The organism is Metabacillus malikii (genome assembly GCF_030813355.1).
Classification (GTDB): Bacteria; Bacillota; Bacilli; order Bacillales; family Bacillaceae; genus Metabacillus; species Metabacillus malikii.
The window spans coordinates 1-16,752 of the sequence record NZ_JAUSUD010000046.1 but is presented as its reverse complement, the minus strand read 5'-3'; the positions used below and the strand labels follow the sequence as shown (position 1 = coordinate 16,752).

Below are 16,752 nucleotides of genomic sequence, written 5' to 3'. Positions count from 1 at the left end.
GCCAGCGTTCGTCCTGAGCCAGGATCAAACTCTCCAATAAAGTGTTTGATTGCTCAATTGTTTTGTGTACATATAATGTACGATTGTTGTTAATATAAATTAACGTTGGCACGCTTGGTTTTGTTTAGTTTTCAAAGAACTTCACTTACGTCGCTAAAATAAGACGACTAATAAATATTAACACTTCTAAATTGTTGTGTCAAATTGTTTTTATTAATCTCTTGGCGACGTATTACAATATAACATTTTTCTTATAATGTTGTCAACAATATTTATCAATTATTATTTCTAATGAAGATTAACACTTAGTGATATAAGCAATTATTGTTCTTCATAGTATTTCAAAAACATAGAACAATAAACGGATGGCCTATAAGTTAACTCCATAAAAAAACAAATGGAACCTCCATTTGTCAGACAATAATTATAGTTTTAATTATTATTAAGGCAATTAATCCTGGAATACCTAATATCCCCGATATACTTGCAGTAATAAAATTTATTGGTATATGAATGTCTAAACTCGTCCCAAATGCATTTACAAAAAAGAGTAACAAAGCCCCTATTACTACCTTAATTAATAATTGACCTACCAACTTAAGCGGCCGTAAAGGTGCGCCTACAAATAGCAATATTAACACAAGTCCACCTAATGCAGAGAAAATAATAATTGGATCCATTTACACCACTCTCTTTCAAACTCCTTTATTAATTACTATGAAAGAGAAATCATAAATAGACTAGCCATTTTTAATCTATGTATTTTTAATGTTAAACCATGGTTATGGAGTTCAAGTCGCAGATTACTTCAAATAAGGTAGATGACCGAGTCTGATTACATGCACACTCGGTCAACCTGTAGAATTCTTCTGCTCGTCGTTCTAATAATTACGTGATCGATTATCGAGCACTGTATACTAACAATGTCTACTTTTTAGATTATCCCGACTTTTATATTTCTTTTCTTTGCCTCTTTTAACAGAAAGAAATACTTTGCTTCGGCTACTTTTAAATCATACAAGATATATTCTGATGGTTCAAAACTCTTGTCAACTAATTGCTTTTGTCTGTTCCACTCTTTCTTCATCTCAAGTAATTCCTTTAGCAATTGTTGATCATAGTGTTTTCTTAACCATCCTTTTCGTCGCAAAGGCATCACGTTCACCCCTTAATTCTCGTCACAATTCTCTTCTTCCTTCGAGAGCCTTGGATAGTGTAACTTCATCAGCATATTCTAAATCTCCACCTACAGGTAATCCGTGTGCAATTCTTGTTAATTTAATCCCTGAGGGTTTTAGTAATCTAGAAATATACATTGCTGTTGCTTCACCTTCAATATTCGGATTAGTTGCTAAAATTACTTCTTTTATTATGTCATCTTGAAGTCTTTTTAATAACTCAGGAATTTTTATATCCTCAGGTCCAATTCCATCCATAGGTGAAATTGAACCATGTAATACATGATAAAGCCCGTTGTAATCCTTCATTTTTTCCATCGCAATGACATCCTTCGGATCTTGTACTACACATACGATACTCTTATCACGTCTATCATCATCACATATGTAGCAAGGATCCTGATCCGTTATATGCCCGCAAATTGAACAATAAGATAAGTTTCGCTTAGCATTAACTAATGCCTTTGCAAAGTCTAAAACAACGTCTTCTTTCATGTTTAAGACAAAAAAAGCCAGACGAACGGCCGTTTTTGGACCGATTCCTGGCAATTTAGTAAAGCTATCTATTAGCTTTGATATCGGTTCGGGATAATGCATCATTTCTTCCTCCTAGTTAAAACATACCAGGTAAATTCATTCCTTTAGTAAATTGACCCATCGTTTCATTTGTTAAATCATCCATTTTCTTCAATGCATCATTTGTGGCTGCTAATACTAAATCTTGAAGCATTTCAATGTCTTCAGGATCTACCACTTCTTCTTTTATTGAAACATCAACAATTTCTTTTTGTCCATTCACAATAACTGTAACCATACCGCCACCAGCTGAACCTTCTACTGTTTTTTCTGCTAGTTCTTCTTGTGCCTTCGCCATATCTTTTTGCATCTTTTGCATTTGTTTCATCATTTTTTGCATATTACCCATTCCGCCACGCATCATATTCTTTTCCTCCAATTGTTTTAATTTAACACTGTTAACCTTTCGAATAGTACTTAATCAAACTGTACTTTTAAATTACTGTAGTCTAATCTTTAATTTCGATTAAATCATTTCCTACTAATTTTTTCGCCTCTGCGATAAGTGGGTCCTCGACAGTTTCCTGCTCAGTATCTGTATCTTCTTTTTTGTCCTTTAGGAATTCCTTCCTTATTTTACCCCAATCTTGCTCTGGAACGCCAACCATTTCCATCGTTTTTCCTGTTAATTGTTGAAGTATTCCTTCTAGATTGGTTCGAACATTATTATTATTTTCAGCTACCATCTTACAATGGATTTCAAATTTAAATTTCAGAACAAAAGCTGAGTCAGAAGCTGCAACAGGCTCACTATCGTTTAATAACGCTGCATGAGATACTTTATTTTGCTGTCTTAACAGTTCTAAAAGCTCTCCCCATCTGCCTTTTATCTCTTCTAAGTCTTTTCTAGTAGCAATCTTGAGAATTTCATGTATTCTACCTTCTGGTGTTTTATAGCCACTTTTCATTGACCTATGTTTCGTTTCTTGTGTAGTAGGCTGCTTTTGAACTACTGCAACACCTTGCTGCTTAATACGAGTCAATTCCGTTTGTAAATTACTCACCTTTTCAAGTAATGTCTGATATTCTTCAGAACTTCCTGTACTAGTAGAATGTTGACACAATTTCACGAGTGCTATCTCTAAAAAGATTCTAGGGTGGTTCGTAAATTTCATATCTTGTTGACTCTTACTAAGGACTTCAATCGTTTCATAAATAGCATTTGTAGGAATTGTTTTTGCTAGCCTGATAAATTGTTCATCTACTTTGACACGTTCTAATACGTCCTCTAAAGCAGGAGCTGTTTGATATAGGAGCATATCTCGGTAGTAAAATATAAAATCTTCTATAAATTTAGAAGGATCCTTACCTTGATACATCAATTGGTCTAATGATTGCAAGGCAACTGTAATATCCTTCTCATAAATAGCCTCTGCTATATTCCCTATAGTATCTTGGGATACTGCACCTGTAATTAGTAGAGCTTCTTCAAGTCGTATTTGTTCATCACTATATGAAATAGCTTGGTCTAATAAACTGAGTGCGTCACGCATACCACCGTCAGATGCCCTTGCGATTACGTCTAGTGCTTTATCCTGAACATCTATCTCTTGCTTATCTATGATTTCCTTCATTCTGCCTACAATGGCAGTAGATGTTATTCTACGAAAGTCAAATCTTTGGCATCTAGATATTATTGTTAAAGGGATTTTATGAGGTTCAGTAGTAGCCAGAATAAATATAACATGCTTTGGTGGCTCTTCAAGCGTTTTTAATAATGCGTTAAATGCACCAATTGATAACATATGGACTTCATCTACTATATATACTTTATAGGCTACCGAAGAAGGTGCATATTTAACTTTATCTCGAATATCACGAATTTCATCTACTCCATTATTAGATGCAGCATCTATTTCGATAACATCAGAGATAGAGCCATTCGTTATACCAAGGCATGCTGCACATTCATTGCATGGTTCAGCTACCGGAGCTCTCTCACAGTTAACAGCTTTAGCAAAAATTTTCGCAGCACTAGTTTTCCCTGTTCCCCTTGGACCAGAAAATAAATATGCATGTGAAAATTTATTATGTACTAGGGCATTTTGTAACGTTTTAGTGATATGTTCTTGTCCAACCACATCATGGAATGTTTGAGGTCTATAGACTCGATATAATGCTTGATACCCCACAAAAACGGCCCCCTTTATGTTCTTCACCTTCACTATATTATATCAACCTTGTATTGATTTACAAAGGATGTTCATTGATTTTTATCGAAAATAAAACAAAAACCCACCCTAAAAAGAGTGAGTCGTTATATTTTATTTAACTGCCGTGCACCTTCCTTCGATTAGTAACCATAGGCGTTACTCAAGCAGTTAGCTCGACCCAGGCAACCCTGCGGCACATGGGAGCTTCCACTTAATGCTGCTTCCTTCCGGACCTGACATGGTTCATGGATTCCCATTGCGCAGGACCCAGGCGTCAACACCACTTACTTGAGGCAGCCCTACAGTACACTAACCTCCAGAAGGAGTTCGGCCTCGCTAGAGCGGATTGCGAGTACAGGGCACCGCTACCTCCCCGCTTAGCACGGCAAAATTGATACCATATTCAATTGCGCTTGTTTCTGTTGCGCATTTACTAGTATATATCCTTCTCAAACAAAAATCAACGTTTACCAATTGTAAACTTTTTCTAAGTTTTTTTATTCCCTTTTTTCTTTTCCCTCAATGCTTTGAAAAAGTCACTGAGTAATGAGCTACAAATGGAATCTTGTATACCTACAGTAAGTTCTACTTGATGGTTAAAACGTTCCTCTTCCAGCAAGTTCATGAGAGTTCCAGCACACCCACCCTTTGGATCAGAAGCTCCATACACTACCCTTTTAACCCTTGATAAGACAATTGCACCAGCACACATTGGACATGGCTCTAACGTTACATACAATGTAGCATCCTCTAAACGCCATGTTCCTAATTGTTGGCACGCCTTATCTATAGCTAAAATTTCAGCATGAGCTATTGCACGCTGACTAGTTTCACGTAAATTATATGCTGACGATATTACTTCACCATCTACTACAACTATCGCTCCAATTGGTACTTCACCAATATCTCTAGCTCTCAATGCCTCTTTAATTGCTAAATTCATAAAAAATATATCCTGTTCCATCTCTAATACCTCTTATATATTTTGCTTCATTGTAACACGCTAATGATAGAACTTATAGTGGAGGATATGCATATGCAAAAAAACTATAAATACGCTTTACTTATTATCGATATGATTAATGACTTTCAATTTCAGCACGGACCTATCTTAGCAAAACGTTCCTTAGATATATCAGAGTCGATATTATGCTTGAAACAGAAAATGAAGGAACGAGGATATCCAATCATCTATGTTAATGACCATTATCAACTATGGCAAGCTGATTTTCAAAAAATAGCAAAGAAATGCAAAAACAGTCTAAGTGAAAGAATCATTCACAAAATGTATCCTAATCATGATGATTACTTTTTAATTAAACCAAACTATTCTGCGTTTTTTGAAACATCTTTAAATTCCCTACTTCTATCATTAGACATTCGAACTTTAATTATCACCGGTATTGCAGGAAATATTTGTGTTCAATTCACTGCTAATGATGCTTATATGAGAGGTTTTGATATAATAATTCCTGCTAATTGCTGTGCCTCAAATAGTGAAGAGGACAACTTATATGCATTACAAACAATGAAAAATTTATTAAAGGCTGATATTACTAGAAGTGAAAATATATGATGAAGTTAACATGCACCCACTCTTCTTTACATATGATGTAATAAATCGATGAAGAGGAGGCTAATTATGCAAATACATATAGTAAGTCCAGGTCAAACGATATATGGTATTGCTCAAGCCTATAATACAACAGTAGACGAAATCATTAGAACAAATGAAATCCCTAATCCTACTCAGTTAGTTGTAGGCCAATCCATTGTAATCCCGATTTTAGGGAAATTTTATTGGGTTCAAGCTGGAGATAGTTTATACAGTATCGGAAGGAGATTTGGTGTATCTGCTGAAGAATTAGCAAGGGTTAATCAAATACCACTTAATCAAATATTATCCATTGGTCTAAGAATCTATATACCAGAGGGAACTAAACGCTCGATCGAAACAAACGCCTATATTGAGCCAAGAGGGACAAGTGTACCTGAAAATTTAACACAAGCAGCAAGAGATGCAGCCCCATACTTAACCTATTTAGGACCCTTCAGTTTTCAAATACAAAGAGATGGCTCATTAAAGGAACCTTTACTTAATAATTTTCCACAAATCGCTAGTCAACATGGGGTTACCTTAATGATGGCCATTACAAACCTAGAAAATGATCAATTTAGTGATGAGCTTGGTCGTATCATATTAAATGATACCAATATTCAAAATCGATTATTAGAAAATATTGTTCAAACAGCGAAAAAGTACGGATTCCGTGATATCCACTTTGATATGGAGTATTTACGTCCAGAAGATCGTGAAGCATATAATCAATTTTTAAGAAAGGCGAAAAACCGCTTCAAACAAGAGGGATGGCTCTTATCAACTGCCTTAGCACCAAAAACCAGTGCCGAACAGAAAGGCCGCTGGTACGAGGCACACGACTACAAGGCGCACGGTGAAATAGTTGATTTCGTTGTAATAATGACTTATGAGTGGGGATATAGCGGTGGCCCTCCAATGGCAGTTTCACCAATAAATCCAGTACGAGAAGTATTGGAGTACGCTCTAACAGAGATGCCTAGTCAAAAAATTATGATGGGGCAAAATTTATACGGTTATGATTGGACCTTGCCATTTGTTGAAGGTGGTCAATACGCTAAAGCTGTTAGCCCACAGCAAGCGATTCAATTAGCTGCAAAATACAATGTACCTATCCAATATGATACAACGGCACAAGCGCCACATTTCAATTATGCAGATGAAAATGGTAAGGAACACAAAGTATGGTTTGAAGATGCAAGGAGCATACAAGCAAAATTTAATCTCATTAAGGAGCTTAATATTCGGGGTATTAGCTATTGGAAATTAGGTTTATCCTTCCCACAAAATTGGTTACTAATTACAGATAACTTTGAAGTAGAAAAAAAGTAGTGATAAGATTGAATCTCTTAAGGTTGATGGTTGAACATCGGCCTTTTTTATTTGTAAAGAAGTTTTCAACGCATTGAGTTCCTTATTTTATGAATAGGGATATGCCTATTCACAATGAGAAACATCGCTACAATTATTCCAAAACTAGAAAATGTTCCAAGATACATACTATATAACTTTCCGTTTCTGCTATGTTAAAATGTATCTTGTTATTTTATTTTATTAGGAGGCACCACATTATGAAAACTCCCTTTATCACAATAGAGGGGCCAATTGGTGTTGGTAAAACATCATTAGCTAAAGCGATTGCTAAAAGATATCAATTTCATTGTTTGCAAGAAATCGTCGAGGAAAATCCATTTCTAGGGAAATTTTATAATAATATTGATGAATGGAGTTTTCAAACAGAGATGTTTTTCCTCTGTAATCGATTCAAACAATTAGAAGACATTCATAACAATTTCCTCTCACATGGCAAACCTGTTGTGGCAGACTACAATATATTTAAAAACTTAATTTTCGCTAATAAAACTTTAAATGGAAATAAACATAATAAGTATCTAAAAATATACAACATATTAACTGAGGACATGCCTGAACCAAGCTTCGTTATTTATTTACATGCAAGTCTTGATACGTTGCTAAAAAGAATATCAAAAAGAGCCCGCACAATTGAAAATAACATTGACCCTCAATATCTTAATGATATATCCAATGATTATGAAATTTTTATAGATAGATGGGAAAAAGAACATCCCTTAATACCCGTCATCAAAATTGATGGAGATTCTCTTGATTTTGTAAAAAATGATGAAGACTTAATGCTTATTTTTCAACAGCTGCAAGAACACCTCACTAAAGGAGAAAAGAAACAATGAATCTACGAGAGAAATATAATATCCCTCAAAATGCAGTCATTACAATTGCAGGAACAGTCGGTGTTGGAAAATCAACGATGACAAATGCATTAGCAAATGCACTACAGTTCAAAACTTCCTTTGAAAAGGTAGATAATAACCCTTACCTTGATAAATTTTATGCTGATTTTGAACGTTGGAGTTTCCACCTGCAAATTTACTTTTTAGCAGAACGATTCAAAGAACAAAAGAAAATCGTGCAAAGTGGTGGAGGATATATCCAGGATCGTTCAATATATGAAGATACAGGGATTTTTGCAAAAATGCATTATGAAAAAGGAACGATGTCTACAGTAGACTATGAAACATATACAAGCCTTTTCGAAGCAATGGTAATGACTCCGTTTTTTCCACATCCAGATGTATTAATTTATTTAGAAGGTAGTTTAGAGGATATCTTAAAAAGAATAAAACTACGAGGGCGTCCTATGGAACAACAAACTCCTATATCATATTGGGAAGAAATGTATCAACGCTATGAAAACTGGATAAATAACTTTAATATTTGCCCTGTATTAAAGATAAACATAAAAGATTATGACATAATTTCTAATCAACAATCAATCGAAACAGTAATAGAGAAAATTGGTCATATTGTACAAAAATAAAATATTGCAATTGTTTTGATTTCCCCTAGTAGGGATGGGAGACTTGATAGTACACTTTGTACGAGTCTTACATCCTTCCGCTCTCCCTTTCACGCATTTATTATATAATTATCCAGCATATCTTCTTCAATCTAAATTGATTATTCATCATCTATACTATGCATACCTTCACCTTTAAAAACAACAACAAAAAAGGATTAATCTAATAATCGATTAATCCTTTTACAATCTACCATATTTTATGCGCGTAATATGATTTAAAATTTTAAGTTTATGGAGGAGGAAGGGGGATTCGAACCCCCGCGGGTTTTGACACCCCTGTCGGTTTTCAAGACCGATCCCTTCAGCCGGACTTGGGTATTCCTCCGTATTGACAAGAATTATAATATCATAAGTCTTAAATTGGTGTCAACCTTAATAAATAATTTTTTTACAAACTTATTTTATCCTGTGCTTTTGGTTTTATTCACATCGTTTCCTATCATTTTATAGATACTGACTTTGCCCTGTGCTCTATTTCTTCTTACGGAGGTTTTGTTTAAAAAAGATGAGTGTGAGCCTCTACTGTGTTAAAAGTAGATGAGGCTCACCATTCACCAAAACATCTTGATAATGCTTGTAAACTCAATCACTACAAGATACAAACTCATTCGTGGATAGGAGAAATAATGTGTATAGAATAAATTATACGTTGTTTGCTCCCGTCTATATATCTTCTTATTCTACTGGGCTAATTTTTTCCCTGTTTCCCATATATGGCCTTAATACTTTAGGGATAATAACAGAACCATCTTCTTGTTGGTAATTTTCTAATATTGCAGCTACAGTTCTTCCTATTGCAAGACCTGATCCATTCAATGTATGGACATGTTCAACTTTCGCCTTTGCATCTCGTCTAAAGCGGATATTTGCTCGTCTTGCTTGAAAAGACTCAAAGTTACTACAAGAAGAAATTTCTCTGTATGTTCCATAACTCGGAATCCAGACTTCTAAATCATACTTTTTCGCAGCTGTAAATCCTAAATCTGCTGTACACATGCTGAGCACCCGGTACGGTAATTCTAATAATTGTAGTACTTTCTCTGCATGACCAGTAAGCTTTTCAAGCTCTTGATAAGAATCCTCTGGCTTTACAAAACGGACTAATTCCACCTTATTAAATTGGTGTTGTCTAATCAACCCTCTTGTATCCCTTCCTGCAGAGCCAGCCTCAGAACGGAAATTTGCACTAAAAGCTACATAACTTATTGGTAATTGCTCCACTGTTAAGATTTCCTCACGATGAAGATTTGTTACTGGAACCTCTGCTGTCGGGATTAAAAAGTAATCTTCACCATCGATTTTAAACGCATCCTCCTCGAACTTAGGTAATTGCCCTGTCCCAGTCATACTATCACGATTGACAATAAAAGGAGGGAATATTTCTGTATAACCATGCTCATCAACATGTAAATCTAACATAAAGTTAAAGAGAGCTCTTTCTAATCTTGCACCTAAACCGCGGTAGAAAACAAATCGACTCCCTGTAACCTTGGCTGCTCTTTCAAAATCGAGAATGTTTAATTCATCCGCTATTTCCCAATGTGGTTTTGGTTCAAACGTAAATTCAGGTTGCTTACCCCAGTTTCTTACTTCAACATTATCGTCTTCAGTATCACCAATAGGTACACTTTCATGAGGTATGTTAGGAATTGACAATAATAAACTATCTAATTCAGTTTCTACATCACGTAGTTGATTATCCAATGCCTTAATTTCTTCCCCTACTTGTTTCATTTCTAGAATTAAGCTATCTGCATCTTTCTTTTCACGTTTGAGTTGCGCTATCTGTGCAGAAACTTCATTACGTTTGCTTTTCAAATCCTCTGTAGAAGAGATTAACACTCTCCTTTTTTTGTCTAACTCCTCAAACTTTCCGAAATCAGTTAAATCCTCACCCCGCTTTGATAGTCTTTCCTTTACCATATCTAGATTATTTCGTAAGTATTTAATATCTAACATTTTTATCTCTCCTTTTTTAATATTTTTATTGAATATCACTAAGATGACGTTAGCTTCAAAACTCTAAAAAACGCAAAAAACCCTCATCCCCAAAAGGGACGAGAGTTACCCGCGTTGCCACCCTAGTTGAACATACATACTGTATATTCCTCTTAATGAATAACGGTCATATAACCGGAATTACTTACTCCTAAGTTCAGTAATTCATTCAAGGACGGATTCACAAGGCTCTATCATCGATTTGCACCAACCATCGACTCTCTGTTAATAGAGTATCTCACTACTACTTCCTATCATCACGTTAACTTATTTTCATTGTAAACATAATTTACTATAAGTTTATAACATCCGCAAGTTTTTTATACGTTATTTTGATTCCTTTACCATATTAATAAACAATTGTGTCATGCGATTGTCATCTGTCAATTCTGGGTGAAACGAACAACCTAGAAATTGTCCCTGACGTGCTGCAACAATTCTTCCATTATGTTTAGATAAAATTTCAACATCTTCCCCAACCTCAACGATATGAGGAGCACGTATAAAGACACCTACAAAATCTTCACCAACACCTGTAATTGTTAATTCAGCTTCAAAACTATCCTTTTGACGACCGAATGAATTTCTTTCAACTTTCACATCTAATAGACCTAAGTGTGGCTCATTATAGTCTACAATATGTTTAGCTAGCAAAATTAATCCTGCACATGTTCCGAACATCGGCTTACCTGAAGACGCAAATTCCTTTAAAGGTTGCATAAAGTTATACTTGTCAATTAACCGACGCATTGTCGTACTTTCCCCACCGGGAATAATTAAACCATCAATTTCATTTAATTGATTGGTTTTCTTTATAATAATCCCTTCAGCACCGCATGCTTCAATTGACCTGATATGCTCTCTAACAGCTCCTTGTAACCCTAAAACACCTATTTTCAGCATAAATAAAACTCCTTTTTATTACCAACCACGCTCTTGCATTCTATGCTCTGGTAACAGGCTAGATATTTCAATTCCTTGCATCGCTGATCCAAGGCCCTTTGATAATTTCGCAATTAATTCATAGTCTTGATAGTGTGTAGTAGCTTCAACGATAGAACGGGCAAATTTAGCAGGATTCTCTGACTTGAAGATACCTGAACCAACAAAAACACCATCAGCACCTAATTGCATCATTAGTGCAGCATCTGCTGGAGTTGCAACTCCACCTGCTGCAAAGTTTACAACTGGCAGCTTGCCTTCTCTTTTAATTTGAAGTAATAATTCAAATGGTGCTCCTAGATTTTTAGCTTCTGTCATTAATTCATCTTCACTCATTGCTGAAACCTTGCGAATTTGAGCATTCACTTTACGCATATGGCGAACAGCTTCGACTATATTACCTGTACCAGGCTCTCCTTTTGTACGTAGCATAGACGCACCCTCAGCAATACGACGAGTTGCCTCTCCTAAATCACGGCAACCACAAACAAATGGTACTGTGAAATCACTTTTCAGAAGATGATACTCTTCATCTGCTGGAGTAAGCACTTCACTCTCATCGATATAATCTACACCCATAGCTTCAAGTACACGTGCTTCAACTATATGTCCAATACGTGCCTTTGCCATTACCGGTATAGATACAGCGTTCATAACTTCTTCAACAATTGTTGGGTCTGCCATTCTAGCAACGCCACCAGCAGCTCTTATATCTGCAGGAACACGTTCTAATGCCATGACAGCAACCGCACCTGCCTCTTCGGCTATCTTAGCTTGTTCAGCATTGACAACATCCATAATGACGCCGCCCTTTTGCATTTCTGCCATACCACGTTTTACTCGGTCTGTACCTGTTGTATTACTCATTCTGAAAGTCCCCCTTATTTAATTTCCATTTGATAGGAATGTTTGGATTTTATAATTTCATCTACGCTATATTTTATCCTAACTTTTAGAAAAATCCTATCAAAATAATTAGAATTGATAAAACAATTCATAAATCTTTGAAAATAATTGATTTATACTAGACTATTTTCTCCTAATTTTTATAGTTAATGTAAAAAAAGAACTCGATATGAGTCCTTTTTTACATAAGATTAAAACCAGCCTGTTACTGTATCTGTAATCGTACCCCAAAGGCCGCTAAAGAAACTACCTATCCCTCTCATTGCGAGAATGAACCAGTTTGCTTTATCAACAGCTTCTTTTGTTACAATATCTACCTGAGCCTTTTTATTTTTATCCGCAAATTCCAGCGCCTGACCATTACCTTCATAGATAATATCCATTGTACCTACCTTATCACCTTTTTTAATAGGTGCAGTAAGCTCACCGTTCTTTGTTAAGTTATCTTTATTAATGTTAACCTTTGCTTTATAAGCATTTTCTTCGCCATTTTTGACTACTAGAGTTACCGCATCTTTAGTATGAACTGATACACTTTTCTCTTTTCCTTTTACAACAGGAAGACTAGACTGCTTTTTCACAGTATAGTTATCTGGATAAACTTCTTTGACAGAGAAATTATTAAATGCATGATTTAACATTTTCTCCATTTCTAAAAACCTAGCAGAATGTAAAGAATCGCCTTGAGCATTCATGACAACAGCCACTACTCGCATACCATTTTTAGTAGCTGTTGCTGTAAAACAAGACCCAGCCTTATCTGTTGAACCTGTTTTAAGTCCATCTACACCTTCGTACTCATAGCCTTTAATATTGGAGCCTGGTAACATCCAATTCCAATTCTCCATTTTAGTGCCTTCTTTAAACGTTTTAACAGGAATGCTAGCAGTATCAATTACCTCAGGGAAGTCCTGTATTAACCTTTGAGAAAGTAAAGCCATATCACGAGCTGATAATTTATTTTCACCATTAGGATCAGTTCCCTCTGGGTGTAAACCGTTCAAGTCATTATTCTCTAGACCAGTTGCATTAACAAACTCGTAATTAGTTAATCCTAATTGTTTCGCCTTTTCATTCATGAGTTTAACAAAATTTGCTTCCGTACCTGAAATAATTTCTGCGAGTGCAATAGCAGCCCCGTTAGCAGAATAGATAGCAACAGCTTCATATAATTCTTGAACTGTGTAGGAACCATCTTTTCTTAAAGGCACATTTGAAAAATCAGTGTTTTGGGAAATGTTATAAACATATTCACTAGGTGTGTATGTTTGGTCCCATTTTATACTACCGTTCTTTTCTGCTTCTAATACTAAGTACTCTGTCATAACTTTAGCCATACTTGCAACTGGAAGCTTTTCATCAATGTTCTGTCCAAATAATACTTGTCCTGTAGACTCTTCAATTATTATCGCAGAACTTGCATTTATTGAAAGTGAAGCTTCAGCTGCTTCTGCTTTAGTAAAGGGAAATAAGGCTGAAATAAAAATAGTAAGGATGAGAAATAGTATAGTGATTTTACTAACTTTCTTATTCAATTTAATACCTCCATAAAATTTATATTTATATCAAATTTTCCTAGTTTATTTTTTTGGTTTATTGAACATACTATTAATTTGCTCGTTGTATTTAGAAACAACAAGATCGATTTTAACATAGATAGAGCAAAAAAAATAGACAGAGCATTAACTCTGTCATTTGTTTTATTGGCAATTAATTATTATTGTGATTATCTTACACCGAGTAATTCGGTGCTTCTTTTGTTATCTGTACATCATGAGGATGGCTTTCCTTAAGTCCAGCACCTGTCATACGGACAAACTGTGTGTTTTCTCTAAGCTCTCCAAGATTTTTTGTACCACAATACCCCATACCAGAACGAATTCCACCAACAAGCTGATAAATCGTTTCAGATAATGGACCTTTGTAAGGTGTTCTACCTTCAATGCCTTCTGGAACAAACTTTTTATTATCTTCTTGGAAGTATCTGTCCTTACTACCTTTCTCCATTGCTGCTACTGAACCCATACCACGATAGACTTTAAAACGTCTACCTTGATATATTTCAGTTTCCCCTGGACTCTCAGAAGTCCCTGCAAGCAAACTTCCCAGCATGACAGCGTGACCACCAGCTGCAAGAGCTTTAACCATATCACCTGAATATTTAATTCCTCCGTCAGCAATAATAGCTACACCGTGCTTTCTTGCCTCTGTAGCACAATCATATACAGCTGTAATTTGAGGTACACCAACACCTGCTACGACTCTTGTTGTACAGATAGAACCTGGACCAATTCCAACTTTCACAACATTCGCACCTGCTTCGATAAGCGCTTTAGTCGCCTCAGCAGTAGCAATATTTCCTGCAATTATGTTTAAATTCGGGTATTCAGAGCGTATTTTACTAACAGTTTCAATTACACCCTTTGAGTGACCATGTGCTGTATCTACTACGATTGCATCCACATTTTTCTCAACTAATTTTTCAACGCGTACCATTGTATCTGCTGTAACTCCGACTGCTGCAGCTACAATTAACCGCCCATGAGCATCTTTTGCAGAATTAGGAAATTCAATAACCTTTTCAATATCTTTAATTGTTATTAATCCTTTTAGAACACCATTATCATCCACTAAAGGTAACTTTTCTATCTTATGCTTCTGTAGTATGCTTTCCGCATCTTTTAGTGTCGTATTAACACCTGCAGTCACAAGATTTTCTTTAGTCATAACATCACTAATTTTTATGGAATAATCCTGAATAAAACGCATGTCACGATTCGTGATAATCCCAACTAATTTTTGTTCCTCGGGGTTATTTACAATTGGAACACCAGATATACGATATTTACCCATTAAATGTTCCGCATCAAACACTTGATGATCAGGAGTAAGGTAAAATGGATCTGTTATAACACCTCGTTCAGAACGTTTTACTTTATCTACCTGCTCAGCTTGCTGTTCAATTGACATATTTTTATGAATAACACCTAAGCCACCCTGTCTAGCAATAGCAATTGCTAATTCTGCTTCAGTTACAGTATCCATTCCAGCACTTATGATTGGAATGTTAAGTTTTAAACTAGGTGTAAGCTGTACACTTAAATCAACATCTCTAGGTAGTACCTCTGATTTAGCTGGTACAAGCAATACATCATCGAAAGTTAAACCTTCTTTAGAAAATTTTTGTTCCCACATAGTAAATCCCCCTTTTTTCGGCAAAATATTATTAGTAGATTATCAACAGTAAAGAGGACTGTCAAGGAGGGAAAAAGAATTTAAATATTTTGAAAATTAAAAAACGAGGTGGAAATTCTTGACCTTATCATATTGGGGGCGCTTACTTTCATATCACTCAACTGAGCTTATTCAGAAAAAACTTTTTGAGTGTTATAAAGAGTTACCTATCGATAATATTAATGAGACTTCTTATAATAACTGCTATCGTTTTATTTACTTTTTAAAGCATGGTGAAAATTTCTTCAAACAAGCTGAACATTCACCATATTCAATTCAACCAATGTTACTTTTTTATGGTGTATCGCAATTAATAAAAGCTTGTCTCTTGACAGTAGATCCAAATTATCCAGAGACATCCTCGGTACTAGCACATGGTGTTTCTAGTAGAAAGAGAAAAAAGCAACAATATTCTTTCCTAAAGGATGAAGTGAAAATTCAAAAAAACGGATTGTTCCCACATATAGCAAAAAAACTCTATAATATAAATCATTTAGAAACAGAAAAGTACTCAATGGAGTACTTATTTAAACATATAGCTGAAATGGATGAAATTATTACATTCCATACATCTAAGTCTTGCTTTAATAAAGTTGAGTTCAAAGATAATTTCTTTATATTAACTGACCAAATTTCTCAACATTATCATTTATCAGCTTATCGTTTTGCGGAGTACCTTTGTGATAAGTACGGATTTAGCATTTTTAAGAATATAAATAATGAAGTTTATATTACGAAAGAGGGAGGAATGTATTATGATATTCAACCTTTCTCATATAACATGAGTGACCAGTTGTACTATCTACCATCGGATCGTGACTCGTTATCCTTACTTCCCGAGTTACTTTCCCATTACTTAATACTATACAATTTAAGTATGATATCAAGGTATGAAACTGAATGGTGGTATGACCTACTATTAACTGCACCTAATAGTGATTACCCATTTATATTGCGTTACCTTGAAATTGTTAAAAGAAAGATTCCCTTTTTTGTTTATGAATTTCTGAAAGATACAATATAAACTTTTTCTATATTAAGTTGACGATATAAAAATAATCTTCATGCAATAATCATTTTTCTAGTTCTAAATTGATTCTTACGAATGAAGTTATCTATATTACCTCATATTAAGCAAAAAAAGAGTCAGTATCTCTACTGACTCTTTTTAAATTACCTGGCAACGTCCTACTCTCACAAGGGGAAGCCCCTAACTACCATCGGCGCTGAAGAGCTTAACTTCCGTGTTCGGCATGGGAACGGGTGTGG

The 16,752-nt window shown here is 35.2% G+C and carries 16 protein-coding genes, 1 tRNA gene, 1 rRNA gene, 1 other RNA gene and 1 other annotated feature; of the genes, 5 read left to right on the top strand and 14 right to left on the bottom strand.

Translation table 11 applies throughout. The annotated features are described in order from the left end of the window. Nucleotides 1-413: 413 nt before the first annotated feature. The 7 genes from J2S19_RS23095 to tadA all read right to left on the bottom strand — a co-directional run bounded on the left by J2S19_RS23095 (nt 414) and on the right by tadA (nt 4,871). Complete coding sequence (locus tag J2S19_RS23095) at nt 414-680, bottom strand: pro-sigmaK processing inhibitor BofA family protein (protein WP_307347095.1); 267 nt, start codon at nt 678-680, stop codon at nt 414-416. Nucleotides 681-934: 254 nt separating this feature from the next. Next, nucleotides 935-1,156 (bottom strand): YaaL family protein, encoded by a 222-nt coding sequence (locus J2S19_RS23090; RefSeq protein ID WP_307347093.1) that lies wholly within the window; start codon nt 1,154-1,156, stop codon nt 935-937. A 22-nt stretch (nt 1,157-1,178) separates the two neighbouring features. After that, nucleotides 1,179-1,775, bottom strand: coding sequence for a recombination mediator RecR (gene recR / locus J2S19_RS23085; RefSeq protein ID WP_307347092.1), 597 nt, complete (start codon nt 1,773-1,775; stop codon nt 1,179-1,181). 16 nt (nt 1,776-1,791) lie between these two features. Continuing rightward, entirely contained in the window at nt 1,792-2,115 is a 324-nt protein-coding gene (locus J2S19_RS23080; protein WP_307347099.1) for a YbaB/EbfC family nucleoid-associated protein, read from the bottom strand. A gap of 88 nt (nt 2,116-2,203) precedes the next feature. Continuing rightward, nucleotides 2,204-3,886 carry a DNA polymerase III subunit gamma/tau gene (dnaX, locus tag J2S19_RS23075; protein WP_307347091.1) on the bottom strand — a complete coding sequence of 561 codons (1,683 nt, stop codon included), beginning with the start codon at nt 3,884-3,886 and terminating at the stop codon, nt 2,204-2,206. Between the two features lie 143 nt (nt 3,887-4,029). Then, nucleotides 4,030-4,293, bottom strand: an RNA gene (ffs, locus tag J2S19_RS23070) — signal recognition particle sRNA large type. A gap of 101 nt (nt 4,294-4,394) precedes the next feature. Beyond that, nucleotides 4,395-4,871 carry a tRNA adenosine(34) deaminase TadA gene (tadA, locus tag J2S19_RS23065; RefSeq protein ID WP_307347090.1) on the bottom strand — a complete coding sequence of 159 codons (477 nt, stop codon included), beginning with the start codon at nt 4,869-4,871 and terminating at the stop codon, nt 4,395-4,397. Nucleotides 4,872-4,943: 72 nt separating this feature from the next. Between tadA and J2S19_RS23060 the strand changes: the two genes are divergently transcribed. The 4 genes from J2S19_RS23060 (at nt 4,944) to J2S19_RS23045 (ending at nt 8,361) form a co-directional block, all read left to right on the top strand. Beyond that, nucleotides 4,944-5,483, top strand: coding sequence for a cysteine hydrolase family protein (locus J2S19_RS23060; protein ID WP_307347087.1), 540 nt, complete (start codon nt 4,944-4,946; stop codon nt 5,481-5,483). A gap of 66 nt (nt 5,484-5,549) precedes the next feature. Then, nucleotides 5,550-6,836: a glycosyl hydrolase family 18 protein gene (locus J2S19_RS23055; RefSeq protein WP_307347084.1), complete on the top strand. Its 1,287-nt coding sequence runs from the start codon at nt 5,550-5,552 to the stop codon at nt 6,834-6,836. 236 nt (nt 6,837-7,072) lie between these two features. Continuing rightward, on the top strand, nt 7,073-7,714 hold the full coding sequence (locus tag J2S19_RS23050; RefSeq protein WP_307347097.1) for a deoxynucleoside kinase: 642 nt from the start codon (nt 7,073-7,075) through the stop codon (nt 7,712-7,714). Beyond that, nucleotides 7,711-8,361 (top strand): deoxynucleoside kinase, encoded by a 651-nt coding sequence (locus J2S19_RS23045; RefSeq protein WP_307347081.1) that lies wholly within the window; start codon nt 7,711-7,713, stop codon nt 8,359-8,361. The genes J2S19_RS23050 and J2S19_RS23045 overlap by 4 nt, the downstream gene beginning before the upstream one ends. A 274-nt stretch (nt 8,362-8,635) precedes the next feature. On the opposite strand, the gene J2S19_RS23040 is transcribed toward J2S19_RS23045, so the two are convergent. The 6 genes from J2S19_RS23040 to guaB all read right to left on the bottom strand — a co-directional run bounded on the left by J2S19_RS23040 (nt 8,636) and on the right by guaB (nt 15,444). Further along, nucleotides 8,636-8,728: transfer RNA gene (locus J2S19_RS23040), tRNA-Ser, on the bottom strand. A gap of 350 nt (nt 8,729-9,078) precedes the next feature. After that, complete coding sequence (gene serS, locus J2S19_RS23035; RefSeq protein ID WP_307347078.1) at nt 9,079-10,362, bottom strand: serine--tRNA ligase; 1,284 nt, start codon at nt 10,360-10,362, stop codon at nt 9,079-9,081. Between the two features lie 91 nt (nt 10,363-10,453). Then, nucleotides 10,454-10,668 (bottom strand) — a binding site (T-box leader). A gap of 60 nt (nt 10,669-10,728) precedes the next feature. Next, a complete protein-coding gene (gene pdxT / locus J2S19_RS23030) occupies nt 10,729-11,304 on the bottom strand; it encodes a pyridoxal 5'-phosphate synthase glutaminase subunit PdxT (protein ID WP_307347076.1) in 576 nt (191 codons plus the stop codon). Between the two features lie 18 nt (nt 11,305-11,322). After that, nucleotides 11,323-12,210, bottom strand: coding sequence for a pyridoxal 5'-phosphate synthase lyase subunit PdxS (gene pdxS / locus J2S19_RS23025; RefSeq protein ID WP_307347074.1), 888 nt, complete (start codon nt 12,208-12,210; stop codon nt 11,323-11,325). 230 nt (nt 12,211-12,440) lie between these two features. Next, complete coding sequence (locus J2S19_RS23020) at nt 12,441-13,784, bottom strand: D-alanyl-D-alanine carboxypeptidase family protein (RefSeq protein ID WP_307347070.1); 1,344 nt, start codon at nt 13,782-13,784, stop codon at nt 12,441-12,443. 196 nt (nt 13,785-13,980) lie between these two features. Then, on the bottom strand, nt 13,981-15,444 hold the full coding sequence (guaB, locus tag J2S19_RS23015) for an IMP dehydrogenase (protein ID WP_307347067.1): 1,464 nt from the start codon (nt 15,442-15,444) through the stop codon (nt 13,981-13,983). 118 nt (nt 15,445-15,562) lie between these two features. Here guaB and J2S19_RS23010 point away from each other — a divergent pair, with 118 nt between their 5' ends. Further along, nucleotides 15,563-16,507, top strand: coding sequence for a YaaC family protein (locus J2S19_RS23010; RefSeq protein WP_307347064.1), 945 nt, complete (start codon nt 15,563-15,565; stop codon nt 16,505-16,507). Nucleotides 16,508-16,658: 151 nt separating this feature from the next. Here the strand turns inward: J2S19_RS23010 and rrf are convergent. Beyond that, nucleotides 16,659-16,752, bottom strand: a 5S ribosomal RNA gene (gene rrf / locus J2S19_RS23005); the annotation flags it as partial.